General features: G+C 50.2%; 24 protein-coding genes. 8 read left to right on the forward strand and 16 right to left on the reverse strand.

Annotated features, from left to right (window positions below):
* Nucleotides 1-12: 12 nt before the first annotated feature.
* From AAHB90_RS21970 to AAHB90_RS21990, 5 genes are all read right to left on the reverse strand, one after another.
* Entirely contained in the window at nucleotides 13-456 is a 444-nt protein-coding gene (locus tag AAHB90_RS21970) for a DUF3592 domain-containing protein (protein ID WP_342087369.1), read from the reverse strand.
* Nucleotides 457-467: 11 nt separating this feature from the next.
* The gene (locus AAHB90_RS21975; protein ID WP_342087371.1) at nucleotides 468-818 is read right to left on the reverse strand and encodes a hypothetical protein; all 351 of its coding nucleotides are present in this window, start codon (nucleotides 816-818) and stop codon (nucleotides 468-470) included.
* A 28-nt stretch (nucleotides 819-846) separates the two neighbouring features.
* Nucleotides 847-1,341 (reverse strand): hypothetical protein, encoded by a 495-nt coding sequence (locus tag AAHB90_RS21980; RefSeq protein ID WP_342087372.1) that lies wholly within the window; start codon nucleotides 1,339-1,341, stop codon nucleotides 847-849.
* Between the two features lie 2 nt (nucleotides 1,342-1,343).
* Nucleotides 1,344-1,844 (reverse strand): DUF4468 domain-containing protein, encoded by a 501-nt coding sequence (locus AAHB90_RS21985; protein ID WP_342087374.1) that lies wholly within the window; start codon nucleotides 1,842-1,844, stop codon nucleotides 1,344-1,346.
* Between the two features lie 157 nt (nucleotides 1,845-2,001).
* A complete protein-coding gene (locus AAHB90_RS21990) occupies nucleotides 2,002-2,973 on the reverse strand; it encodes a GlxA family transcriptional regulator (RefSeq protein ID WP_342087375.1) in 972 nt (323 codons plus the stop codon).
* Nucleotides 2,974-3,151: 178 nt separating this feature from the next.
* On the opposite strand from AAHB90_RS21990, the gene AAHB90_RS21995 reads away from it, so the two are divergent.
* The 3 genes from AAHB90_RS21995 (at nucleotide 3,152) to AAHB90_RS22005 (ending at nucleotide 6,532) form a co-directional block, all read left to right on the forward strand.
* Entirely contained in the window at nucleotides 3,152-3,643 is a 492-nt protein-coding gene (locus AAHB90_RS21995; protein ID WP_342087377.1) for a VOC family protein, read from the forward strand.
* A gap of 8 nt (nucleotides 3,644-3,651) precedes the next feature.
* On the forward strand, nucleotides 3,652-4,062 hold the full coding sequence (locus tag AAHB90_RS22000; protein ID WP_342087378.1) for a VOC family protein: 411 nt from the start codon (nucleotides 3,652-3,654) through the stop codon (nucleotides 4,060-4,062).
* Between the two features lie 190 nt (nucleotides 4,063-4,252).
* On the forward strand, nucleotides 4,253-6,532 hold the full coding sequence (locus AAHB90_RS22005) for an excinuclease ABC subunit UvrA (protein WP_342087379.1): 2,280 nt from the start codon (nucleotides 4,253-4,255) through the stop codon (nucleotides 6,530-6,532).
* A gap of 78 nt (nucleotides 6,533-6,610) precedes the next feature.
* Here the strand turns inward: AAHB90_RS22005 and AAHB90_RS22010 are convergent, their stop codons facing one another.
* The 11 genes from AAHB90_RS22010 to AAHB90_RS22060 form a co-directional block, all read right to left on the reverse strand.
* On the reverse strand, nucleotides 6,611-6,967 hold the full coding sequence (locus AAHB90_RS22010) for a helix-turn-helix domain-containing protein (RefSeq protein WP_342087381.1): 357 nt from the start codon (nucleotides 6,965-6,967) through the stop codon (nucleotides 6,611-6,613).
* Nucleotides 6,968-6,981: 14 nt separating this feature from the next.
* The gene (locus AAHB90_RS22015; RefSeq protein ID WP_342087382.1) at nucleotides 6,982-7,287 is read right to left on the reverse strand and encodes a type II toxin-antitoxin system HigB family toxin; all 306 of its coding nucleotides are present in this window, start codon (nucleotides 7,285-7,287) and stop codon (nucleotides 6,982-6,984) included.
* Between the two features lie 153 nt (nucleotides 7,288-7,440).
* The gene (locus AAHB90_RS22020; protein ID WP_342087384.1) at nucleotides 7,441-8,022 is read right to left on the reverse strand and encodes a hypothetical protein; all 582 of its coding nucleotides are present in this window, start codon (nucleotides 8,020-8,022) and stop codon (nucleotides 7,441-7,443) included.
* 1 nt (nucleotide 8,023) lies between these two features.
* Nucleotides 8,024-8,887: a metallophosphoesterase family protein gene (locus tag AAHB90_RS22025; protein ID WP_342087385.1), complete on the reverse strand. Its 864-nt coding sequence runs from the start codon at nucleotides 8,885-8,887 to the stop codon at nucleotides 8,024-8,026.
* An 11-nt stretch (nucleotides 8,888-8,898) separates the two neighbouring features.
* Nucleotides 8,899-9,288, reverse strand: coding sequence for a hypothetical protein (locus tag AAHB90_RS22030; RefSeq protein WP_342087386.1), 390 nt, complete (start codon nucleotides 9,286-9,288; stop codon nucleotides 8,899-8,901).
* Nucleotides 9,289-9,321: 33 nt separating this feature from the next.
* Nucleotides 9,322-10,575, reverse strand: a complete 1,254-nt coding sequence (locus tag AAHB90_RS22035) for a hypothetical protein (protein ID WP_342087387.1) — start codon at nucleotides 10,573-10,575, stop codon at nucleotides 9,322-9,324.
* 131 nt (nucleotides 10,576-10,706) lie between these two features.
* Nucleotides 10,707-11,600: a hypothetical protein gene (locus AAHB90_RS22040; protein WP_342087388.1), complete on the reverse strand. Its 894-nt coding sequence runs from the start codon at nucleotides 11,598-11,600 to the stop codon at nucleotides 10,707-10,709.
* A gap of 10 nt (nucleotides 11,601-11,610) precedes the next feature.
* A complete protein-coding gene (locus tag AAHB90_RS22045) occupies nucleotides 11,611-12,177 on the reverse strand; it encodes a hypothetical protein (protein WP_342087390.1) in 567 nt (188 codons plus the stop codon).
* Nucleotides 12,178-12,182: 5 nt separating this feature from the next.
* Complete coding sequence (locus AAHB90_RS22050; protein ID WP_342087391.1) at nucleotides 12,183-12,698, reverse strand: RNA polymerase sigma factor; 516 nt, start codon at nucleotides 12,696-12,698, stop codon at nucleotides 12,183-12,185.
* A gap of 86 nt (nucleotides 12,699-12,784) precedes the next feature.
* Nucleotides 12,785-14,401 (reverse strand): ArnT family glycosyltransferase, encoded by a 1,617-nt coding sequence (locus tag AAHB90_RS22055; protein WP_342087392.1) that lies wholly within the window; start codon nucleotides 14,399-14,401, stop codon nucleotides 12,785-12,787.
* Nucleotides 14,392-15,573, reverse strand: coding sequence for a hypothetical protein (locus AAHB90_RS22060; protein ID WP_342087394.1), 1,182 nt, complete (start codon nucleotides 15,571-15,573; stop codon nucleotides 14,392-14,394). Before AAHB90_RS22060 ends, AAHB90_RS22055 begins: the two co-directional genes overlap by 10 nt.
* Nucleotides 15,574-16,164: 591 nt before the next feature.
* On the opposite strand from AAHB90_RS22060, the gene AAHB90_RS22065 reads away from it, so the two are divergent.
* From AAHB90_RS22065 to AAHB90_RS22085, 5 genes are all read left to right on the forward strand, one after another.
* Nucleotides 16,165-19,443, forward strand: coding sequence for a SusC/RagA family TonB-linked outer membrane protein (locus tag AAHB90_RS22065; RefSeq protein ID WP_342087395.1), 3,279 nt, complete (start codon nucleotides 16,165-16,167; stop codon nucleotides 19,441-19,443).
* A 12-nt stretch (nucleotides 19,444-19,455) separates the two neighbouring features.
* Nucleotides 19,456-20,934, forward strand: coding sequence for a SusD/RagB family nutrient-binding outer membrane lipoprotein (locus AAHB90_RS22070; RefSeq protein ID WP_342087396.1), 1,479 nt, complete (start codon nucleotides 19,456-19,458; stop codon nucleotides 20,932-20,934).
* Between the two features lie 70 nt (nucleotides 20,935-21,004).
* The gene (locus tag AAHB90_RS22075; RefSeq protein WP_342087397.1) at nucleotides 21,005-22,087 is read left to right on the forward strand and encodes an alkaline phosphatase family protein; all 1,083 of its coding nucleotides are present in this window, start codon (nucleotides 21,005-21,007) and stop codon (nucleotides 22,085-22,087) included.
* Nucleotides 22,087-23,046, forward strand: coding sequence for a metallophosphoesterase family protein (locus AAHB90_RS22080; protein WP_342087398.1), 960 nt, complete (start codon nucleotides 22,087-22,089; stop codon nucleotides 23,044-23,046). The genes AAHB90_RS22075 and AAHB90_RS22080 overlap by 1 nt, the downstream gene beginning before the upstream one ends.
* A gap of 133 nt (nucleotides 23,047-23,179) precedes the next feature.
* A complete protein-coding gene (locus AAHB90_RS22085; protein ID WP_342087399.1) occupies nucleotides 23,180-24,358 on the forward strand; it encodes a metallophosphoesterase family protein in 1,179 nt (392 codons plus the stop codon).
* Nucleotides 24,359-24,361 lie beyond the last annotated feature (3 nt).

A 24,361-nucleotide genomic window follows, 5' to 3' on the forward strand; every position in this document is an offset into this window, starting at 1 on the left:
TGTTTACTTTTTTCAGCCGAAGAGCCAGAGGAATACCGCTTTCACTGCCGGGCCGACGCTCCATATTGAAAACAGCCAGAATATTGCGCCCATTCCGGCAAAGACATAAACGAACAGGTAATTGCCTTGCAAATGCACATTATCGGGATCGTTCGGGTCGTAGTATAGCGTCACTTCCTGGCCTATCTGGTATTCTGGCGGGTTGCGTGCCTCCGAACTGTGAAATACGTGTTCAGTGCCGTCCTTTTTTAAAAAGCGGATCGATGGGGCCAGCGGGTACTCCCGCGGCTTCAAACGGTGGAGGTCTATGACTATGCCCTTCGTTTCGATCCCGTTCTCGATCAGGTTTCGGCTGTTACGGTAGATGGTATACGAAATAATTGCCAAAATCGACCCGACGGTAAAGAATAGCAGAATGAACAGTTCAAAGCCCGGTATGCCCTTATTTGTTTCCATGGTTTGAGGTGTTAAAGCCAGCGATAAATTTCCTGTAAGCTTCCTTCAAAGTGCTTCGGAGGATTTCCCATTGAATTCGCAAAGGGATAGGTACCTCTTACGGCGGTTCCGGTCCCGGCTTGGAGATCGAGGCGGAGATCGCAGTATTCGCGGCCCGGATACAATCTGGTTTTCAGTTCGACCGTAGAATCGTCAATCCATTTGGCTTCGTCGCAACTCCAGGTAGACGGCATATCGAAGATCAGCTGGTTGTTTGCAACGCGGTAAATGCCCGGCTCGGTAATCCAGTGGCTCATACGCACTTCATAGGCACCGAACCGGACGGTATAGGTTTGGTGTGGAGAAGGAATTTCGTCGATCATGATAGAGGATGCTAATTGGTAGAACTGACTATTTCGTCCTGGCAATGAGGTTGATGAGGATCCAGAGCACGAGCAATACCCCAAGCCCGATCCCTGCCCATTTCACGACAGGCAATGCGTAGGGTTTGAATTTGATAAAAAGGCTGGTCCCGATCATTCCGAGAAATAAGAAGATCACCCCGAAAATGACCAGCATGATCCACAGCGTACCAACACCCGAATTCCGCGAATCGTGATAATCGATGGCGCCGCAGAATTTGGTGGCAAGGGAAGTGATGCCGATCAAACCGGCAATGCCTATACGCAGCATCCACCAGCCAAGCCCGCTTTGTGACCAGTATAAAGGTGCAAACGAGAGGATGATCGCGGAAAACAGGACATACCAGGCGAGACTTTCGAGCCGAACGTTACCGGCTTCGGTAGGTGGCTGATTGGGCGCCACCAGCAACAGCGCCACGCCGTACATCAGAAGCCAGGAAAGTTCGGGACCGAGGAGAAACGTAGTAATGCGGTTGGAGCCCATTGTCAGAACGGCTTGTAATCCTTCACGTTAGCCTGTAAATCAGCAAGTAGTGCTTTTAGTTTGGTGTCGAGTTCAGTAGCAGCGGCTTTGTTTTCGTTTTTCTGGCTGAAAACATCCAGGGGAACGGAGCGGCCGCCGTTGCCTTCCTGGTATTCCACATTCGCCAGCGACGCGCGGTATTTGCGGTTAGCGCATTCAACGGAAAGCACGTAACTGAACTTGTAAACGCCCCCTGCATTGTTTTCCGACCTTGGTATGGTGATCGTAATGTGGCCTTGCGTAACGAGGTCGCCCGTTTCCTTGTCGTCGACGAGCGTCTTATTATCCGGGGCCGACTGGCTTACCCACAGGCGGGCACGCCTGAAAATGTCGATGAGGGAAACGCTGCCGCAATCGACAGTTTCGGTGTAGGCGATTTTGGTGATCATAGCTGGCGAAGTCGAATGCGCGTACGCGGAACCTATCATGCATGCGAGCACGACGATCAAAATGGATTTTGACATGACAATAAATTGGTTCGATTGTTAAAATTGCGGTGCAAAATTGTGTATTTCAACGGCAGGGTGCAAATAAAATGAGCTACCGGTAAATCGAGGTTTGCCTTGAAAAACAATTGTTTAGCACAATACCATTCAATAAAAAAGCGGCTGGTGGCCGCTTCTAGTTCTCTTTGCTGTATTTATTCCGGTATTCAATGGGTGTAAGGCCGGTGACCTTTTTGAAAACATCCCTGAATGCCTTGGTATCGGTATAGCCTACATCGTACATCACCTCGGTCACGTTCTTGCGGGACAGCTCAAAGCTTCGTTTGGCAGCCTCCACCCGCACGCGGCGCACGTATTCGTTGATGGTATTGTTCGTCGCGTTTTTGAAACGCCGCTCGAAACTCCGGCGGCTCACGCTGGCAATATCGGCGAGCTCGATGATCGTCAGTTTTTCCGTGTAATTCTGTTCGATGTAATCCTGAGCGGCAAGAATACCGTCGTCGTTGTGGTTTTTCTGGCCTTTGAAAATCGTGAATGCGCGCTGGTTGTCGCGGTCGATGTCGATTGCAAAGTACTTGGCAGCCAGGATGGCAATGTCGCGGCTGGTGTATTTTTCAAGAATATATATCAGCAGATTCCAGATCGAGTTGGCACCGCCGCTGGAATAGACTTTCCCTTCGTCGGTAATTATGGTACCGTCCACCACTTCGATTTGCGGATAGATTTCTTTAAACTCTTCATAATAAGCCCAGTGTGTAGAACATTTCTTGCCATCGAGCAACCCGGTAGCGCCTAGCAGGAACGCGCCGAGGCATAATGAGGCAATTTCCGAGCCTTTATCGCGCATTTCAAGCATCCAGGGAATGGCAGGGCGGTCGAGTTCGATCGAATCACGGAGGTTGCCACACAATGCGGGGATTATTACAAGGTCGGTTTTGGTCACTTCGCTGAGCAGCTTGTTGATCCGGATGGTGTATTCGCCGTCCTGCGCCTTGATATCGTGGTTAAGGCCGACGAATTCTACATTGAATTTCGGTTCCTTTCCGGAAGCTCTCAGAAAGTCGTTAGCCGTATTAAAGAGCCGGTAAGCGGGCGAGACCGCCTCGATGTAGGAAGATTGTGGGACATATACCGAAATATGTTTCATGACGATTTGGGATTTAGAAGACGTAAATATAGAAAAATATTCAGTTGGCATTTTTACCCCTTGGGATAGGCGTATTTACACCCCTTTTATTTTCGCCCAACCTGTCAAATTTGTAATGTCAATCATCAGCAAACTAAAAACCATTTTTCCGAACCATTCACCTTTAACATTCACAACAATGAGCGAATTGTCAACAGCACAAGGCATTACACCGTTTCTCTGGTACAACGGCGGCGCAGAGGAAGCGATGAACCTGTACACCCGCATTTTCCCAAATTCACGGATCAAATTGCTAAAAACATGGGGTGAAGGCACTCATATGCCGGCCGACCAGGTGATGATGGGCGTCATCGAGATCAACGGACTGACATTGCATCTGTTCGACGCCGGGCCGATGTTCAGGTTCACAGAGGCTGTTTCGTTTTTTGTTTCCTGCAAAGACCAGGAAGAAATTGACTATTACTGGAACGCGCTCACGTCCGATGGCGGCGAGGAGAGCCAGTGCGGCTGGCTGAAAGACAAGTTCGGGCTGTCGTGGCAAATTGTACCTGCCATGCTGAACGAGCGGTTAGCTAGCGGCGACCCAAAGCGGGCCGGGCAGATGTTTCAGGCTGTAATGGGCATGCGAAAACTCGACATTGCTGAAATGGAACGCGCTTACAACGAATAATATACCCAATGGCGATTTACCCCTTCCTTACATTCAACGGCAATTGCAAAGAGGCGATGCGTTTTTATCAGTCGTGTTTCGGGGGGAAACTGCACTTTACCTACCTGGGCGACACGCCCGGCGGTAAGCAGTTTCCTCAGGAGATCAGGCAGCTGGTGTTGCATGCAAGCCTGGTGTCGGAACACATCCGGCTCTATGCATCCGATTTGGGAGGTGAGGAAGGGGTGGCTTCCGGCAACAGCATTTCGCTGTGGATCAGCATTACAGCACCCAGGCAGCTGCAATCGGTATTCCGCAAACTCGCAAAAGAAGGCGAAGTGACCGCACCGCTCTCACCCAATGTCCTCAAAGGCCAATGGGCCACACTCACAGACCGATACGCAGTCCAGTGGATTTTTTCAGCCGCAGTGAGTGAATGAATTTTGAATGACTGAATGACTGTATGATTTTTGAATGACTGAATGATTTTTGAATGATCGAATAGTTTGATCGCTGAATTTTGATTGAAAGAATATTCGATAGATATTGAATCGTTCACCGATCAATAGCACCAATACAACCATTCATTCATTCAATCATTCAATCATTCAGTCATTCAATCATTTAGCCATGAGCCAGCAGGAGTACATCCGCATTCGCGGCGCGAGGGAAAATAATCTTAAAAATGTTTCACTCGACATTCCCAAACGCAAAATTACCATCTTCACGGGCGTTTCGGGGTCGGGGAAATCTTCGATTGTTTTTGACACGATCGGTGCAGAAGCGCAGCGTCAGCTGAATGAAACTTTCAGTATGTTCATTCGTAACAGACTGCCGCGCATCAGTCAGCCCGAGGCGGACGCGATTGAGAACCTCTCGACTTCCATTGTCATCGACCAGAAGCGGCTCGGAGGCAATTCACGCTCTACGATGGGCACGATTACCGATATTTCAGCGGTGTTGCGCCTATTGTTTTCGCGTTTGGGCCAGCCCCATGCCGGTTTTTCCAATGCATTCTCCTTCAACGACCCAGCCGGCATGTGCCCGGAGTGCAATGGTTTGGGTAAAAAGGTTGAAATCGATCTTGAAAAGTTTCTCGATCCTACAAAATCGCTTAACGAAGGGGCCATTCTTTTCCCGTTATACGCCGTCGGAACGTGGTACTGGAAAGCTTACACCTTTTCCGGCATGCTCGACAATGACAAAAAGCTGGAAGATTATTCCGACGAGGAAATGCATACGCTGCTGTACGGAAAGGGTACCTATGAATCCAATTACAATGGAATGGTATTCGATACAAAATATGAAGGTCTGGTCGATAAGTTCAACCGGCTTTATATTCAGAAAGATAGCAGTGAAATCTCCGAAAAAACTGTTAAAAAAGTTGAGCGGTTCCTGAAAATGGGCGACTGCCCCGCGTGTAAGGGTGCGCGCCTGAACGAGAAGGCGCTTGCATGCCGGATCGGAGGAAGGAATATCGCCGAAATGTCAGCCATGGAGGTGGCGGAACTGGTCAAGATTATCCGTGAAATTCACGACCCTGTATCGAAACCGATGATCGATACCCTGACCGAGCGCCTCGAACACTTGGTAGACATTGGCCTGGGTTACCTGAGCCTCGACCGGGAAACCGGCACATTATCCGGCGGCGAATCGCAGCGGATCAAGATGGTGAAGCATTTGAACAGCAGTCTCATCGATATTACCTACATTTTCGACGAACCGAGCATTGGCCTGCACCCACGCGATGTGCACAGACTGAATGAATTGCTACAAAAATTACGTGACAAGGGAAACACCATTCTCGTCGTAGAGCATGATCCCGATGTGATCCGGGTGGCAGATTACATTGTTGATGTAGGTCCCAAAGCCGGAAGTGCAGGTGGCGAGATCGTTTATTCCGGGGATTATAAAGGCCTTTTGCAAGCCCAGACGCTTACAGGCAAATTTCTCAACCGGGATTTAAAGGTTAAATCTGGCTTCCGCCAGCCGACAGGCGCATTAAAAATAAAGAATGCAAAACGTCATAACTTAAAAAATGTATCCGTGGACATTCCTACGGGCGTTTTTACGGTAGTGACGGGTGTTGCGGGCTCGGGGAAGAGCTCGCTGATCAACGGCGTTTTTCTTTCCCAGCATCCCGAAGCGGTCGTGATCGACCAATCGGCGGTTGGCGTATCCATTCGTTCCAATCCGGCTACTTACACCGGCATTATGGACGATATCCGCAAGCTGTTTGGCAAAACCAATAAAGTGAGCCCGTCGCTGTTTAGTTTCAATTCTGATGGCGCTTGTCCTGAATGTCAGGGGCTTGGTTTCATATTCACGGACCTGGCATTTCTCGAACCTGTGAAGACAGTTTGCGAAACCTGCGAAGGCAAGCGTTTCAAACCTGAGGTTTTGGAATACAAGGTCAATGGCAAATCAATTACCGACGTGCTTGATATGCCCGTCGAGGAAGCACTGGCATTCTTTAAAACCAAAGACATTACCCATAAACTGACCGCCATGAACCAGGTGGGCCTCAACTACCTCACGCTCGGTCAGCCGCTCAGCACATTATCCGGAGGGGAATGCCAACGCATCAAACTCGCCGGCGAGCTCCACAAAAACGGCACGATTTATGTCATGGATGAGCCTACGACCGGCCTGCATATGTCGGACACCGGTCACTTGCTCGAAATCATCGACCATCTTGTCGACCAGGGTAATTCCGTGATCGTCATCGAGCACAATACCGAAGTAATGAAACACGCCGACTGGATCATTGACCTCGGCCCTGAAGGCGGGCACAAGGGCGGTCAGGTGTTGTTTGAAGGTACGCCCGCGGATTTACTACAATCTAAGGAATCGCTGACGGCAGCGTATTTGCGAGGTGAGCGAGCTGACGGAGTGTTACCAGTGGTGTAGCGAATGGGCCATGTTTTTGGTCAGCTTAAAGGATTATTGCGGGAAAGGGACGGGGCTGGCTTGGCTGGCAAGGGAGTTTTAGCCCAGTAGAACCTGCGCTGGAATGCCGAGTTTTTCGTGAAAAAGCTTTGCTAAATTTAGCGTAAGCGGCTTTTTTCTGTTTAGCAAGGCAGAGACATAGCTTTTGCTCCCGACCCATTCTACCAGATCTTTATTTTTCAGGCCTTTTTCATCCATTTTGAGTTTAATAGCATCGATTGGATCCGGTGAAGGAATGGGATAATGCTCGTCCTCATAAGCCTTTACCAAAAGTAAAGCTATTTGGAGTTTATTGCCTTCGGGGCTATCAGGCACTGGTGCAGCATCGAATTGAGTATCAATCCATTCCAGGAATTGATCGTATTGATCTTCGTTTTTGATCGGTTTTAATTCCATCGGAAAATAACTTCTTATTTGTGGTTAATCGTCTTGGCATCAACCCGGTCATAGTCAGAATGCGTTCCAAACCATTTAATCTGAATTGTCTTATAATCAAACATGATTCTAACAATCAGCCGGTAGTGACTTCCAAGTATGTTGAAGATGATCCGGTTATCACCAATGATACTGGCATTCGGGTAAAGCGCTTTCAGCTCATTGAAATTTTTTAAATCTGGTGTTACGAGTTCTTTGTACCATTCTTTCAATGCATTGGCTGCTGGCGGATACAGATTACAATATTTAAGTAAAGTCCTGCGTGTGATAATGTTAAACATGCGAGTTTACTAATAGTGAACAAACTTATTGGGTTTTCGAATGACAAACAAGTCTGCATTCACTCATTATACGCCGTTTTGGAAAAAAGTAACAGAACCCGTGAAGAAAGTTTTGGAGGTTAATAACAGAGCAGCCAATCTATTCTACCCGGCTTAAAACCCCAATCGCACGCCAACTCCCGCCTTTACCACTTCCCCGATCCGCAGTGAACCAGCGTTCAATACGTAGCTGACCATATAAAGGTCGTTGGTATTGAATTCGAGGTAGATGCTTAGCGTTCGGACACCGGTATTGGAGGCTAATTTATAAGTTAAGGACGATTCGGTTGCCAAATGCAGGCGGAATGCGGGTTTCCACCAGTAGTAATTGGGCGGGTAGCGGGAGGGAAGCCTGAAAAAGTAGTCATTGCCGAATTGATAACTGCCTTTGAATCCGATATCCAGGGGATTGACCTGCAAATGATTGCCCACCTTGATGCGTACCGGCTGATAAAATATACTACCGGAGAATAAATGCAAAGGCCCACCCTTCGCCGGTGGCACATATCCGTACTGCAGGTTGGTGCGTAAATGCCGGTTAAAGAATTCATGCCCGGCGCCTACACCCACCCAGCCGTTACTGCCTGCATATTGAATTTGTGCAAAATCGGGGGCCAGTTTTCGGGCGAGCTGGGCATGGGAGGTACTGGCTGCTCCCGTTGCAAGGAGCGCCGCCAGAGCGAACGTGTTTTTCATGTCAGTAGTGGATGATAGATTTCAGGATCTTGCCTTTGGAAATTTGAAGCAGGACAAATGCACTCTGTTCGAAAGAAAAACTGGTCATGTAGTGCACCTTGTCGCCAAATGGAAAGAAATCCTCGTGTTGATGAACGTGACCATGCAGGGAAAGCAGCAGGTTCGGCGTGCTTTGCAGCAGCTCGGTATAGGGTTTCACCGATTCGGTGCCAAATTCCGAAGCATTGAAAGGCGGCACGTGTGAAACGGTAAGGATGTAATCGGCACCCTCGGTATTTTGCAATTCTTGCGAGAGCCACCTCAAGTCGGGAATATTCTCTCCGGGAGCTTCCAACCCGTTGGTATTGTGGGCGATGAATTTGATTCCCCCATATACAAACGAATAGTTCAGAGGCCCGAACATTTGCTGAAAGATCTGCCTGCCGTTCGCCACCATGTCATGGTTGCCGATGATGCCAAAATACGGGACGTGTAAGGCGGAAAGCCGTTTTTGTACCCATTTGAATTCCTGCAATATGCCGAAGTCAGAAATGTCGCCGGCCAGCAGTACGAGGTCCACATTTTCCAGGCTGTTGACCTTTTTTACAAATCGCTCCTGCTCGTCGTACCATCGCTGCGTGTCACCCGCGAAAACAATGGTAACGGTATCATCTTCCGCATTTTGCCGGAGCCGGGCGAGGTTTTGTGCATTCAGATTGGAAGGGCTGGAATGATCGAACGATTGGTTGGGGCTGAATTCGAACTGATCGCAACCTATCAGGAGTGTTGCGGAAATCAGGAGAATTAGTAAAGTCGGAAAGGTCAGTGAAGTCAGGAATTGTTCGACATTGCGTAGTAGTTTGAGAACGTTCTTCTGATTTTTCATGGCTTTGATGGCTAGTCGGTTTCATTGATTTTTTCAATTCGTTCGATTTCCCGGAGCAGGGTAGTTAATGGGGCACGGCGGTCGATGAGTTGTTCGAGTTTGATGAGGCTATCGGCTGGAAATGGACTTTCCCGATGCTGCAAAACATGAAACAGGACGTCACGGTCGTCCCAAAATCTTCGGATTTCCAGTGCGGTGTTCTTTGAAATATGCATTTGCTGTGTGCCGTACCCGTGCCGCAGGTGCATTAATTGCCAGCTGATTTGCTTTCTGGTGCGATCGTATTTTAGTTGCCACACCGTCCGCATTCGCGCATCGTCTCCGCTACGCTGACAGAGAAATAGCATGATGATGGTAATGGACAAAGCGATGCCAGCCCACTTTTTTGAAGTGCGTGTCATAGGATATAATGTTATTTCCGGTAGCGGTGGAAATCAGAATGCTAGCCCTACTGTGATATTAGTCGTGAACCCAAAATCGGTTTCGCTGCCGTTGAGATAGTCCTTAAAATTGTAAGAGGTGTTGCAATCGACATAACCGTGTCGAAAGACCCTCAATTGGTAGCCCAGCAGCGGGCCCGCATGTATACTGTTGGTTCTTATGTTGAGGTAGGTGGAGTTGTATCGATACAGGTGATGGGCGCCTTTGTAATAAACAAACGCCGTGTTGATACCGGTGTAAGGTCCCGAGAAGCCATGGCCGCCTTTTCCTCTCAGTTTCTGTATTTTGCTTAGGAAATAGCACCGCGGCTGGATGGAGAAGCTGGCTGATTTTTCCTTCGATCGCGACCTCATATAACGGAATCCCGGAATGTACTCAGGACTTCTGATGTCGTTAAATCCGTCGCTGTGGTCGGCATTTACTTGAAAATTGATACTGAACGGCGACGTGCCAATCTTCTTTTCGTAAGCAAAAGCAGTTCGGATTCTGACCATGTATCTTCCCAGTGTCAACTCGGGCAGCCGGATTTTCCATTGGCCTGACAGGTGTTCATCGCACAGAAAGACGTCGCACAGCGGTCCAATGTCAGCCTTTTTCCAGTCTCCGAATGCCAAACCGACGCTCGCCTGGGTGGAAAGGTCCCAGTTATCCACGATGCCATAGTGAAAAAATGGCGTTCCCTGTTGCAGGGCGATGGCAAAATCCATGAAGCCGAAATTCAGGAACCTCCGCTGGAAGCCTAATTTCAGACCTATCCGTGGATCATCGTCCATGGTGCTTGGCATATTATAAAAGATCGCCAGATAATTGCCACTGAAATTGTTGGCGCTTTTGCCCTTCCTGATCCGTCTCCCCATGTTCATAAACCACCGTAACTGAGCGTCCAGGACTGTGTTTTGAAATGACTCCCGGAACGGTGTCTGGGGATCATAATAAGGAATGTGACCTGAAAGGGCAATCGAAAATGCCGGCAGAAACTTGAATTCATACCCCAGGTGTAGCGACGTGCTGTTGATCGTGCGATCGTCTGACAATGCAAATAGTTTTGCCTGGTAATACTGCGACAGGCCCACCTTGAACATATGTCGCGTAGGAACTTTGGTCATGAATACATTTTCATATCGGTCCAGAAACCGCTGTTTGGCAAGTGTGTCGCTTTCTTCGGAATAGGATATGCTCACGGTATCTTGTGCTTTTGCCGATGGAATGGTAAAAAGCAACAGGAGAATCAGTACACCTTTTTGCATTGATTTACAATTGGAATGGAATGGTTTGGTGTAAATGTGCTCTCAAATAGGTGTCTGTTGGTTAAGTTTTTGGGGTGAAATGAAGAGGAGGGTTATTTTACTTTCATGACTAATAGTTAAAGCACCCGTTTTTATTTAATCGTAACCCTTCCGAACTCGGCGTTGATGTCAACACTGGCGAGCTGGTTGCGGGAAAAAAATGCTTCTTTGAAATCGGCGGTGTTGCGTTTCCATTTGAAACCGTTCGGTAGTTTCATGGTGGCGTAAGCGCCGTTGATCGTATAGTCGAAATGCTGCCAGTTTTTCGTCAGTAGCAATACTTCGGCCTTTTTCGAATGGATCCCGAGGCTTGTAAGCCCTACGGTAGGGTATATTTCTACATTGCCATAGGCTGCATCGATGCGTACGGCCCCGGCGATCTGTTCCAGGCGGACCTTGGTATGGTCGCTCGAAAAGGTGAATGTTCCCGCGAGCTCATTGCCCGAAAGTTCTCCGAATGTGGTTTGAAGCGCGCCCTTGCCGCTCAACCCGGTCAGATTTGTTGTACAGAAATCCGCTTTGAGGTTCAGCTGGTTGGTCAATCCGCGCAAGGTAATGGTGCCGAACGAATTTTTGAGATCTACGGCACAGGAGGCAGGCAAATGGATCGTATACCGCGCTTTCAGGTTCGAAACAGGCTTGCTTTCCCCTTCTTTTAATACAATATAATTGCGCAGAAAATAGTCCTTGCCGTTACGGTCGGCAATGTACTGCAATTTGGAAAGGTCCTGCGTAGCCGTAGCACGGTCGGGATGACGGGCCGAAAGTTCCATAATGACGGTGATGTCGGAGTTGTCCCAGGTCACGATTTCGATATCCGCTTTTTCCGCGCTGATGTACAGCGTCCGCACGGCCGGTGCGCTGACGGTCTTTTCGATCCTTTTGGTCGCTACCTGCAATTTTCCCTGCGCATAGGCGGGCAGGTTCCCCCACGCAAGGAGCGCGACCAGGAGAGGTTTTCGGATGATACTAAAAAGTATTTTCATTATTAGGTGCTTAAATCATCTTGGCCATTGCATTCAGAATGTCCGTCTTTTGTCTTTCTATTTCATTATACTGCCTCAGCAGCTCCGGTTCCGTATTGTAGTGGCCGATCGCCTGAACCAGCAGCTCCGAAGCCGAACTGAGCCGCTCGTATTCCTGCCGCAGCGATTGGTATTCACTGCTGTTGCACACCACGGTTTCTGTTTCACAATAGGTTTTCAATAGCTGGTACTGCTGGTCGGTCTTTACATCGGCCTCCATTTGCAGCCGCCCGTCTACCGGCTCCTGCGTATAGGCAACGGGTGGCAGACCCGCCGGCCGCATTAGCCAGGCTATTCCGGCAGCCATCAGGATCATTGCCGCTGCAAAACCCCATTTCCACCGTTGCCGCTGCACGCTTTTCCGGTCGATCAGGTCCCAAAGCTTGTCATCAGGCTCATAGGAAGGCATTTCCGAAAGTGCCTGCCGGAGCGGTTGGGCCAGAACATGATCATTTATGGCGCCCCACACCTCGTCTCCCGGCTCGTAGAGAGGGAAGCGCCGTACAGCATTTTGAAGGGTTATATGGTTTTTTTCCATTACAGTCATTGTGAATTGGCCGAAAGCATCGCGCGGAGCTTTCTTTTGGCATGAAATAATTGCGACTTTGAAGTGCCTTCCGAAATGTTGAGGATCACGGCTATTTCGCGATGCGTGTAACCTTCTACTTCGGCAAGCACGAAAATGGTCCGGAAACCATCGGGAAGTGATAAAACCGCCGTTTCAAGATGCGCCGCATTGATTTCCGACTCGCCCCAGTCAATTCCTTCTCCCGCATAATCGTCTACATTCTGCCAGATCACGAGCCGTTTCTTCTTTGTCGATTTCCGCACGACGATCTGTTTCACCCACGCACCGAGCGTCGACTCCCCGCGGAACTGGTTCAGGTGCTTGAATACCTCCAGAAACGCGTCCTGCAAAACGTCGTTGGCATCGTCGAAATCACCGGTAATGCGGTAGGCTAGCGTGTACATCGCTTTCTTATAGCGGTCGTACAGCTGGCGCTGGGCAATGCGGTCATTTAAAAGGCAACCAGTGATTAAATCGGCTTCCGAAGTCATGCAGTGATTTTTAACGTATTCGTGTCAAAGAGGCCGCAAGTTCAGAAAATGGTTGTATGGATTGAAAAAAATGTAACCGGTGGGGTTTAATTGGGAAAATAGGAGGAAGGGGAGGAAAGGGAGGAGAGGGAGGAAGGGTGGGAGATTGGGTTGTTGAGATTTTGCTGCGCGTTTTTTAGTCTGTATATGTACCAGTGGCGTGCTGCGTGTCCATTGCGTCGCTGGGTGATTGTTCCGGCTTTTTCGAACCGTTCGAACTGACCGGCGAATTGTACGGCGGGGTCGGTGAAGTTGTTGGACGGGGTAATGTACCAGGCGTCCGAACCGGCCGCGACCTGCCCGTAGATCGCGTTCAGCCATGCGAATTGATGCAGGTCTTCCAACTTCCCGACGCCCACCGTGCGCATTCCGAGCGGGTAGGCGACGTGGTAGTAAATATGTGAGCCTGGAAACCATTTATGTACGACCATAGGGGCATTGCGTTGCATTCTGCCGTTGGCCACATCGTCGTTGCGAAGCTTTTCGAATGCAGGCAACAACTGCTCCCAACCCGTGATGTCCAAAGTGGCGTCGCCCGCTCCTGTGCGTGGGAAAGGTGCAGAACTCATTGTGCCTGGATAGCAGCGGATAAGGATGGGGCCAACGGTGAAGACAAACAGGATCAGTCCAACTGAACCGATAAGTAGTTTTCGCGGCAGATTACTGATGGTTGGCAAAATCACGCCGTCAGCCCAGGCCGCGCCGATGAGCATCAGCCCGATAAAACCAGGCCCGCTCCAATGGGGCAGCGTATCGCGGAAGAGCGAAACGAGCATCGTGCACCCTATGATGGGCAGGCTGCACCAGAGCAGCAATGCTACCGAAGCGGCGTCGGCAAAAACCTTTTTTCGTACAAGTTCCCTGCCCGCCAGTATAAAAATCGCAACCTGGAAGGGGTTGGCGTACAGGATCTGACCTATGGTTGTTCCGAAAAATGATTTGAGGTTAATGCCGGCCCCGGTTACGGTGACACGCTCGCTGTGAAACCGCCAGGTAATAAAGTCGTTGCCGATGTTCCAAAAGAGAATGGGGGAGACCAGCAAAGCCGTGATGGCGAGCGATACATACAAATAGGGACTTTTGAAAAGCCCGCGGTGATCGACCGCGATAAAGCCAAGAAATCCAGCCCAAAGAAACACGCCGTGTACTTTGCTCATCGTAGCAAGCCCAATCAGCAGTCCCGTGAGTAACAAATAGCGACGAATACCGGCCAGGCCGGTGGCCTTGATACAGCGCAGCATCGCATACAATGCGGCCAGCCAGAAGGTAAGCTGCACAGAATCGGGAAGAATGAAAATCCCGGAAAGAATGCTGGTGTAAACCGAGCTATTGTAAAGTACGGCAGCAATGATGCCGGTATTGCGGTTCTTGACCAGGCTGCCGCAATATGCTATCAGCCAGGTGTTAACGGCTGCCGCGACAATGCCGGGCATTCTGACAAACACTTCCGAGTTGCTATGGAGATTAAAGGTAAATAGGCGAATGAAGATCCCCACGAGCGGCGGATGGTCGAAGTGGTTCCAGTCGGGCAGGACGGCGTAGGTGAAATAGTAGACTTCGTCGTTGCCGAGGTTGATAAGGCTGGCGATCAGCAGGCGGATGATCGTGAATACGACCACCAGCGCAGCGATGGGATATTTTACGGTATCTTGTTCTAGCGCCATGAGAGCCTGCGTCCATAATGTTGCGGGGGCTGCCCGGTCAGGAGCCATACGAATAGCAGCAGCCAGACTCCCAGAATACAGGTACCTATGCTTCGGAAGAACATCGTTTCATTGAAATTCTCGTAAACCGGTACGGCCCGGTAACCGTTCCGCGGTGTAAAAAATACCGGGTTCAGCAAAATCTCCGTCCCGTTCGCATACCTGAACGTCGCCCGCGCGTAACGGTCTTCGGGAGCAATGCGGTGGCTGATGCGGTCGGTATTGCCGGCCACAGTAAGTACTTTCCCGTTCTGGCCTGTGATAGTCACGTGGCTGGCACGTTGCGTCATCACGGCAACCATTGTGTGATTCCTGACGGTGAGGCTTTTCAGCTGTGGAATGGAATCATGGCGCTGGTTTTTCCCGATAATTACGCCATAACTCTGCCCGGTTTTAAGCGCACCGATCACCTCGCGGGCCGAATTGTACCTGACATTCACAAAAGTACACCGTGCACCGAGCCGTTTTTGGGACACTACATCGTGGATATCGTCGTCGCCCACGATAAATACCCGCTTGCCTGCCGACAATGCCGCGTCCCATTGTGCAGTGGATGTTACCGAAGGGTTTAATACCTCCATACAGTCGTAATGCGTGAGTTGGGCGAGATCTTCTGCCGTGTAGCCGTTTCGGAGCGCCGGATGGTTCAGGATCACAACATGGTCGGGGCCGGCCAGATGGCTCAGCACATGCTGTTTATTGTGGGTGGTTTGCGGGAAAAGATAATCCAGCCACTGGACTTCGTTACTACCCAGTACGAGCTGATGCGTTTTGAGGATATTATAGCCATGCTCGTACGCCGGGAGATAATTGACGGAGGTAGAAAACGTCGTATCTATATGATGGTAGTTCGATACGCAATGCACCCCATAATGTAATGCGGTATAGGCCCTGTGAATGTCATATGCGGTGCCGTGGCCGTTCGTTACGCCCTCCCACGCCCGGCTATGGGCGTGAAAGTTGCATTTCACCCATTGCGCCGGAAGCGCCGACTCGTAGGGATTGTACAGGACAGGTCCTTCGAACGGAATGGGATCATTGAGCTGGTAGCGGGGGCAAAAGAAGAACTGGGACACCAGTAGCCAGATTACCCAAGAGGAAAAAGCGAGCAGTGCTATGCGGAGTATCTTCATAAGTGCAGCAAAGATGCCCGCCGGGTGTTAAGTCATTATTAGGGGAATGATAAGTTTCATTTGTTCTCAAATACTTAACACTCCACTGGCGAGGTGAAGGGTAGTCTGTAACCATTGGGCGAAGAGGGCTCAAAGTTTTAAAAGTTAAATATTAATTAACATTGAGATAAATAGTTTATAAAAAAGGTCTGATACCTTTGTCTCGCAAGATCAGAATATCGAGTATTTGTAAACTTCCTTGAATGTGGTCGAGCACAATGCGCCAAATTTTGACATAAATATTGCGAAATGCTTTTAGATTGTTTAATTATACTTTACTTTTAGGTTCCGGCCGTAGAATATTCCGAAGTAGTGCTAATCCAAGATTGTTTAGTATTTGTTCACAAGCCTGATCTTACATGAAATAATCGCAACTCTTTGTTTTCGAAGCAACCGGCCGTCGTGCCGGTGATTGAACGATCCGGTGGTCTGGCGACTGGCGTCGCTGTCCTATGTCATGGCCCGTGCGGTTGCGCGGATGCTTGCTAGAAGGCTCCTGGCCTTTGATGAATCCCTTTTGACTTTGAATTACCAGCTAATTTTCAACCACTTATGAAAAGAAAGACTACATTTTTAGAACGAATGTGCCCTGGCGGATACTGGCCCGTCCGGACCGTGCTTTGCCTGGGGCTTTCGATGGCGCTTCCAGGCGCAGTGCAAGCAGGCGAGACTGTGCCGATGGCGGGAAGCGAGCTTTCCAAAGTAGCTACGTATAAACTTGTGCGTTCGACAATTAATGCGATTGTGAATGAAAGGACCGTCAGCGGAAAGGTGACCGAGGGGACGGGCAAAGAAGGGCTCGTGGGAGTGAATATCCTCATCAAAGGAACTTCTCGGGGAACCGTTACCGATGCAACCGGTAATTATGTGCTGAGGGTTGACACTGAGAAAGATACCCTGGTCTTTTCATTTCTCGGCTTCCTTTCGCAGGAAATGGCCGTGGGAAACAGGACGGTGATCGACATCGCAATGACTGCCGACCAGCGGCAACTCAACGAGGTGGTAGTGACGGCATTAGGTATCAAAAAAGAGAAAAAAGCTGTTGGCTATTCCGTTTCAGAAGTGAAGGGCGCCAGCATGGTGAAAGCGCGCGAGCCGAATGCGATCAGTTCGCTGACTGGTAAGGTGGCCGGCCTTACCATTGCACAGAGTCCGGATCTCCTTTCCAGCCCGCAGGTGTCGTTGCGCGGTCGCGACAGGGTGCTGTATGTGGTTGATGGTGTGCCTGTTAATACCGATTCGTGGAACCTGAGCCCGGACGATATCGAAACCTATTCGGTATTGAAAGGTGCCAGCGCGGCTGCATTATATGGTAACCGCGGCCAGAACGGGGCAATCATTATCACTACCAAAAAAGGCAGCGGGGCGAAAAAGGGCTTTACGGTCGATTTCAATTCCAGTACCCAGTTACAGACCGGTTTTAACGCCATCCCGAAATACCAGACCGAATACGGCCCGGGCAGCGATTACGAATATGCATTCAAGGACGGCCGGGGCGGCGGGATTAACGACAACGATTACAACATCTGGGGACCGCGTTTCGAAGGGCAGCTCATCACCCAGTACAACAGTCCGAAAGACCCGAAAACCGGCGAGCTGGTGCCCATTCCCTGGCTTGCCAGAGGGAAAAATAACCTCAAAAACTTTCTTCGGAACGGCTTGCTGAGCACCAATAACCTGGCGATTTCCAGCAAAAGCGAGTTCGGCGATTTTCGTCTCTCGCTTTCGCAGACATTCCAGCGCGGCCAGATGCCCAATACAAAGCTGGGCGGAACGAACGTAAATATTTCCGGGGGGATCAATGCAGGTAAAAAAGTGCGTTTTGACGCGAGTATCAACTATAATCGCCAGTACTCGCCCAACTACCCGACGCTGGATTACGGCCCTGCAAGCCCCATTTACATTTTTACCGTTTGGGGCGGTGTGGATTACGACGTGAACGACCTGCGCAACTACTGGCAGCCCGGTAAGGAGAATGCGCAGCAGTTCAACCGGGAATATACCATTTACGATAACCCCTGGCTGACGGCCTATGAGGCATTGAAAACCTACTATAAAAATGACGTGTACGGCTTTGCGCAGATGAATTACAAGATCAACGACAAGCTGACTTTTAACGCGCGCACCAATGTGAGCACCTGGAACCGCACCCGGAGCACACGCGCCCCGATTTCGTCGAACCTTTACAACTTCGGCTTCCCGAACCAGGCAGGCGGCTATTCCGAAACCTACGATACTTTCTGGGAAAACAATACAGAAACTTCGTTGAAATACCAGGATCGTTTCGGCCCGGATTTCGGTTTGAATGCGTCGCTTTACGGTAACCTCCGTTCTGTCAAAGTGACGTCGCTCACCGGCAAAACGACAAAAGGCCTGCTGGTGCCCGGTGTTTACGATCTTTCCAATTCGGTACAGCCCGCAACCTCGGCCAACGACTTTGCAAAGCGCTGGGTAGGAAGTGTTTATGGTTTTGTGGATATGGATTACAAAGATTTCCTATTCCTGAGCCTTACAGGCCGCGTAGACCGTTCGAGTACGATGCCGAAGAAGAACAATACCTATTTTTATCCGTCGGCTTCGTTGAGCGCTGTGCTTTCGGAGGTCATCGACCTGCCCGAAGCGATCTCATTTGCCAAACTCCGCGGTGCCTATGCCAACGTGGCGAGCGATTTCGTGGATGAGAACTCCCAATACGATATTTATAAACTCCTCCCGACCTACACGAGCTCGGCACCCTGGAACAACTCCTACACCGGCGTGAGCTACACCGGCACGCTTTACAGCGATAACCTGGAAGCGGCACGCGTGAAAACGCTGGAACTCGGGCTTGAAATGCGCTTTTTTCATAATAGGCTGGGTTTTGATGCATCGGTGTTCCGCAACATCGAAGGGCCGGGCATCGTGAGCGTGCCGACATCGGTCACTTCGGGCGTGTCGGGTGTGCAGCGCAATGCATTCACATACGTACGCAAGGGAATCGAGTTGGGTATCGATGGAACAGTTGTGAAGAACGAGCAGCTAACCTGGAATGTCTCCGCCAACTGGTCGACGAACCACAAATGGCTCGACAAGATCGACGGCGTGCAGCAGCGCGATGGTAATATCCACGTCGGCGAACGTGCGGATGCCTATTATATCAAGGATTTCCAGCGCGACGAGACCGGCGGCATCATCGTTGGCTCGAATGGTATGCCTGCGTACAATCCTTACAACTCGAAAATCGGGTACTACGACAACAATTTCACGGCGGGAATCAACAACACATTCACGCACAAGTCGTTCACGCTGAGCTTCCAGGTGGATGGTCGATTTGGCGGGAAGGTTAATAACTACATGTATACCAAGCAGTTCGGTAGCGGAACGGCGCCGGAATCTGCGAATGAATTCCGTTTGAAAGACTGGCAGAACCGCGACAATCCGGATTATAAAGGCTCCGTCATGACCGACGGTAAGCGGATCGTGAAAGGCCAGTTGAGTACGGATCAGGACGGGAACGTGATTGCCGATACCCGTGAATTTACGACGAACAACGTGCCCGTGCTGTGGCAGGCCTGGGCGACGAATTACTATCAGTCTAATTACATCGCAGCCAAGAACCGTACTTATGTAAAGCTCCGGGAAGTTGTTCTGACGTATAATTTTTCCGCGAAACTGCTTTCAAAAACCCGCTTCGCATCCGCGGCCAGCCTCTCGCTCGTGGGGCGTAACCTGCTGTATTTTACAGGAAAATATACGAAAAACATCGATCTTGATCAGTTTACGGGCAATATCACGAGTTTCCAGACGCCATCTGTCAAAAGTTTTGGAGCAAACCTGAATGTGACTTTCTAACCGGAATTAACGATGAAAAAAATCAAATACATGCTGTTGGCGCTGGCGCTCGGTTTCGGAAGCTGCCAGGATATCGACACCCTGCAAAAGGATCCCGGGGCGATTACCAATCCGTCGGCGGACCTTATCCTTACAGGCATTCTCACCAATACCTGGGACTCGCCCTGGAGTACCGATCATCGCCATAACCAGTTTATGACGCAGAATGAAGCCTACTACGATGGCCAGGCTTACGGCTGGACCACCGGCTCGTACGACATTTTCTACAACTCGCTCCGGAATGTGAGCCGTATGGAAATCGAGGCGACCAAAACCGGGGACGTGGGCGCGCATTACCTCACGCTAGCGAAGTTTTTCAAAGCGTATTTTTACAGCCGGGCCACTGAAATGTTTGGCGATGTGCCGATGTCGGAGGCAATCAAAGGAGTGAGCGACGAGAATTTCAAACCCAAATACGACAGTCAGAAGGATATTTATATCCAGGTTTTGAAATGGCTGGAAGAAGCCAATGCGGAAATGCCGGCGCTGATCGCGAAGAAACCGGCGATTTCAGGGGATTATCTGTACGGCGGGGACCTTACCAAATGGCAGAAACTGATCAATTCGTACCGTCTGCGCGTGCTGATCAGCCTTAGCAAACGTGCCGATGATACGCCTGACCTCTCCGTAAAGCAGCAGTTCGCAGCGATTGTGAATGACCCCGTCAAATACCCGCTCATTACAACCAATGCGGATAATTTTCAGGTCGTTTACAACACGATCAACACCTATCCGCTCTGGCCGAGCAATGGGGTAGTGGTGAAAAATGATAAGCGAAATACCCTGGGAGCCACTTTTGTGGATATCGCTAAGACCACCCGCGATCCACGCCTGCTCGTGGTGGCATTGCCTGCCGAGGCTCTCAAAGGTAACCAGGACCCGTACCAGCGCTATGGCGGCGGGAAAACCGGCGCCCTGCAATCGACATTGCTCGAAGAAGCCGGGAAAGGACTGCTCTCGATGATCAATTTCGATTATTGGGAAGCTTCGGCCGCAGGCGTACCTGCAATCCAGCTCGGGGCGCATGAGGTAAATTTCAGTATCGCTGAGGCTATCAACCGTGGTTGGCTCGCGGGCAATGCAGCCGATTACTATAACAAAGGCATTACCGAATCGATGAAGTTTTACAACATTGCACAAACGGAAATCGATAAATTCCTGACGGCGAATCCCTATCCGGGCAATACTGACAAAGGTTTGCAGAAAATACTCGAACAGAAGTATATGGCATTCTTCGAAAATTCGGGACGGCAGGCCTATTACAACTACCGTCGCACGGGCGTTCCCGTGTTCGACATCGGGCAATCCAATGCGAACAACAACCAGATCCCGGTCCGCTGGGCATATCCGACTTCCGAATACACGACGAATGAAGTGAATGTAAAGACCTCGCTAAAAACGCAGTTTAACGGCGCCGATACGCAGAATGGCCTGATTTGGCTGATCAAATAAATCTTTTCTTTCCCCTGGGCCATGTGTCCGGGGGAAGTTTTTACTTTTCCGGACTCTTAACCTTAACATTATGAAAACCACCCTGCTAACCTGGCTACTGACCGCCCTGAGCATAGCGGCCATCGCCCAAACCAAGACCAAAAATGTTGTTATGATTTCCGTCGACGGCTGTCGCTGGCAGGAGATCTTTCGTGGAGCGGACTCTGTTTTGTTTTATACCAAAAAATACCGCCAGCAGGATTCGGCAGCGCTGAGTGAGAAGTACTGGGGCAAAACCATCGCCGAACGGCGCAACAAGCTGATGCCTTTCTTTTGGAATACCATTTCGAAACAAGGCCAGCTTTATGGTAACCGTGATTTGGGCAATCTGGTGAATGTGCGTAACAAATATTGGTTCTCCTATCCGGGCCGGAGCGAAACGCTTTGCGGTTATTATGATGAGAAGGTCAACAGCAACGATTACCCGAACAATCCGAACGAGAACGTGCTGGAATTCTTTCATAAACAAAAAGGAATGGAGGGTAAAGTGGTCACATTTGCTTCCTGGGATGCGCTTTCCCGCATTCTCAACCGTGATCGCAATGGCATGCTTGTCAACATTCCCGGTGAAAAGGTGAAAGGCAACAACCTCACCGAAGCCCAGAAATTGGCCAACGAGCTGCAAAACTACCTGCCCGAGTATTTCGGAAAATCGGTCAGGTTCGACGCGCATACCTACGCGCTCACCCGCTCGTACATAGAAGCGAACCACCCGCGCGTGGTGCATATCGATTTCGCGGATATGGATGAGTTCGGCCACCACGGCCAATACGATTCATTCCTGGACAGTGCACATTACGTCGACGCCATGGTAGCGAGTCTGTGGAATTACATGCAGGCCGACCCGTTTTACAAAGACAAAACGACCATCATCGTCTATCCTGACCACGGCCGCGGTACCGGTGACCGCTGGACCAGTCATGGTACCTCAGCACCCGGCTCCAATGAAACCTGGATGGCGATCATCGGCCCGGACACCCCGGGTAGCGGCGAAATGAAAAGCCGGTCACAGGTTTATCAGGATCAGTTCGCACAGACTGTCGCTCAATTAATGGGTTTCAAATTTACAGCCAATCATCCTGTCGGCGAGCCGGTCAAAACTGTTTTTAAATAATGCAGCGGAGAGATTTTCTTAGAAATATGGGCATAGCGGCGGGGAGCGTCGGTATTTACCAGAACTCGTATTCGATTCCGGCTTTTAGCGGTGGTCGTGCGCAGAAACTCCGCTTTGGCATGATCTCCGACCTGCACCATTTGCAGTTCGGGCGGGAAGAGGTGCAGCGGCTGAGCGGGTTTATGGACGACGTGGCAGAGACAAAGCCGGATTTTATCATTCAATGTGGTGACTTTTGCCGACATACGCGCTCCGAAGGCATCATGGAGCAATGGAATCGTTTTACGGGGCCGAAATACCACGTGCTCGGTAATCATGATATGGATTATTGCAGCAAGGAAACCATCATGCAGTTTTGGGGAATGCCCAGGCGCTATTACTCGTTCGATCAGGGCGGTTTTCATTTCGTGGTCATGGACCGTAACTTCCTGAAAGAAGACGACGGGCGCCTCACGCATTACGAATCCTCCAACTGGGGGAAGCTTCCCTCCCCGAAACGCAGCTTTACCGACCAGGAGCAGCTCGATTGGCTTCGTAGCGATCTTGCCGGGGCCAAATTTCCGGTAATCGTATTCATGCACCAGCCCGTATACCTGAGCGACTTCCACGACGAACTCGGCAATGCCGACGAAATATTGAAGATTTTCGACGATGTAAATTTCAGGGCTGTGAAAAGCAATAGTCCGGTAAAGGTAGCCGCTGTTTTCATGGGCCACGATCACGACGACCGTTATGGCCAACGCAACGGCGTCCATTACTTTATCGTCAACAGCGCCACGTACGTATACACCAAAAACGGCGCCTACTATTACAAGGATCCGCTTTACGCGTTTGTGACCCTGGAAACCACCGGCAAGATGACCATCGAAGGCCGCAGCACCATTTACGCCCCCGCCGCCCCCGACCCGGTAACATCACAATTCCCAACGCGGATCAGTAATCATCAAATCAAGTTCTGATTGTGGTATTCCAAGTTTTGGTTTTATTGAGGCGGATAATCTGATCTGGTGGTATTCTTAAACCAAAATTAATGCTAAGTTTACAATGTCCGGCGGCGTTTTTGCTAGCTTGTGCTAAACAAAAGCGCCCGCCATGGACATAGTGAGTACCGAAAAGGCTGACCACCAGCAGCCAGTTACAATGAAATCCAGTTACCCGCAGAAATTCTCCAAACCCGTTTTTAAAAGAGACGTTCCCGACGATAGCTTCAAGTACCAGCCTGCACCGAAACCGTCCGGAAAATTCCCTTATCATTTAGACCTCGAATCCATTGATCCGGTACCGGACCAGAACAAGCTGGCGTTTCATATGGTGGGCGATACGGGCAGTATCCGCACACCTGATTTTCAGAAATTGGTCGTGGGCGAGATGGTGAAGCAGTTTGAAGCAGCCGAGAAAACCGGTTACGAGCCGCAATTTTTGTTTCACCTCGGGGATGTAGTGTACAACTTTGGCGAAGCGAGTCAATACCAGCGGCAGTTTTTTGAGCCTTACCAGAAATATCCCGGCCCCATTTTTGCGATTCCGGGCAATCACGACAGCGACATTAACCCCGACAGCCGCGTCAACTACCATAGCCTGGATGCGTTTACGGCAGTATTTTGCGATACCGGACGAAGAACCGTGCCGTTTAGCGGTAATGCGGAGCGCAAAAGTATGGTGCAACCCAACGTGTACTGGACGCTCATTACGCCACTCGCGAATATCATCGGGATGTACAGCAACGTGCCGAAATTCGGTGTAGTAACCGACGAACAGCGCCAATGGCTGATTCACGAGCTCAAAAGGGCCGACAGCGAACGTCCCGGCAAAGCCGTGATCCTTTGTCTGCACCATTCGCCGTATTCGGCAGATATCAACCACGGTTCGAGTATGCCGATGATCGAATTGCTGGAAGGCGTTTTTGAAGAAACCGGCATTTATCCCGATATCGTTTTCAGCGGGCACGTGCATAATTACCAACGTTTCAGCCGGCATTACCGCCACGACGGTCGTATTTTGCCGTTTATCGTAGCAGGTAGCGGCGGGTACGACGAGCTGCACCCGGTGGCCTACACGAGCGATTACCGTTTCAACAGCGATCTGCCCGAATTCGATGGCGTCAATCTTGAAGCCAGTTGCGATACGAAACATGGCTTTCTGAAAGTACTGTTGGAAAGAACTGTGGACGGCATTACGCTTACGGTGGAATTCTACACGCTCCCGCACGAGCGACGTGTGGAAGCAGGTGAGAATGCGGTGCTGGAAGACAGGTTGGTGCTCAAAGTTTGAGTG

It is taken from the genome of Dyadobacter sp. OTU695 (assembly GCF_038440355.1).
Classification (GTDB): domain Bacteria; phylum Bacteroidota; class Bacteroidia; order Cytophagales; family Spirosomataceae; genus Dyadobacter.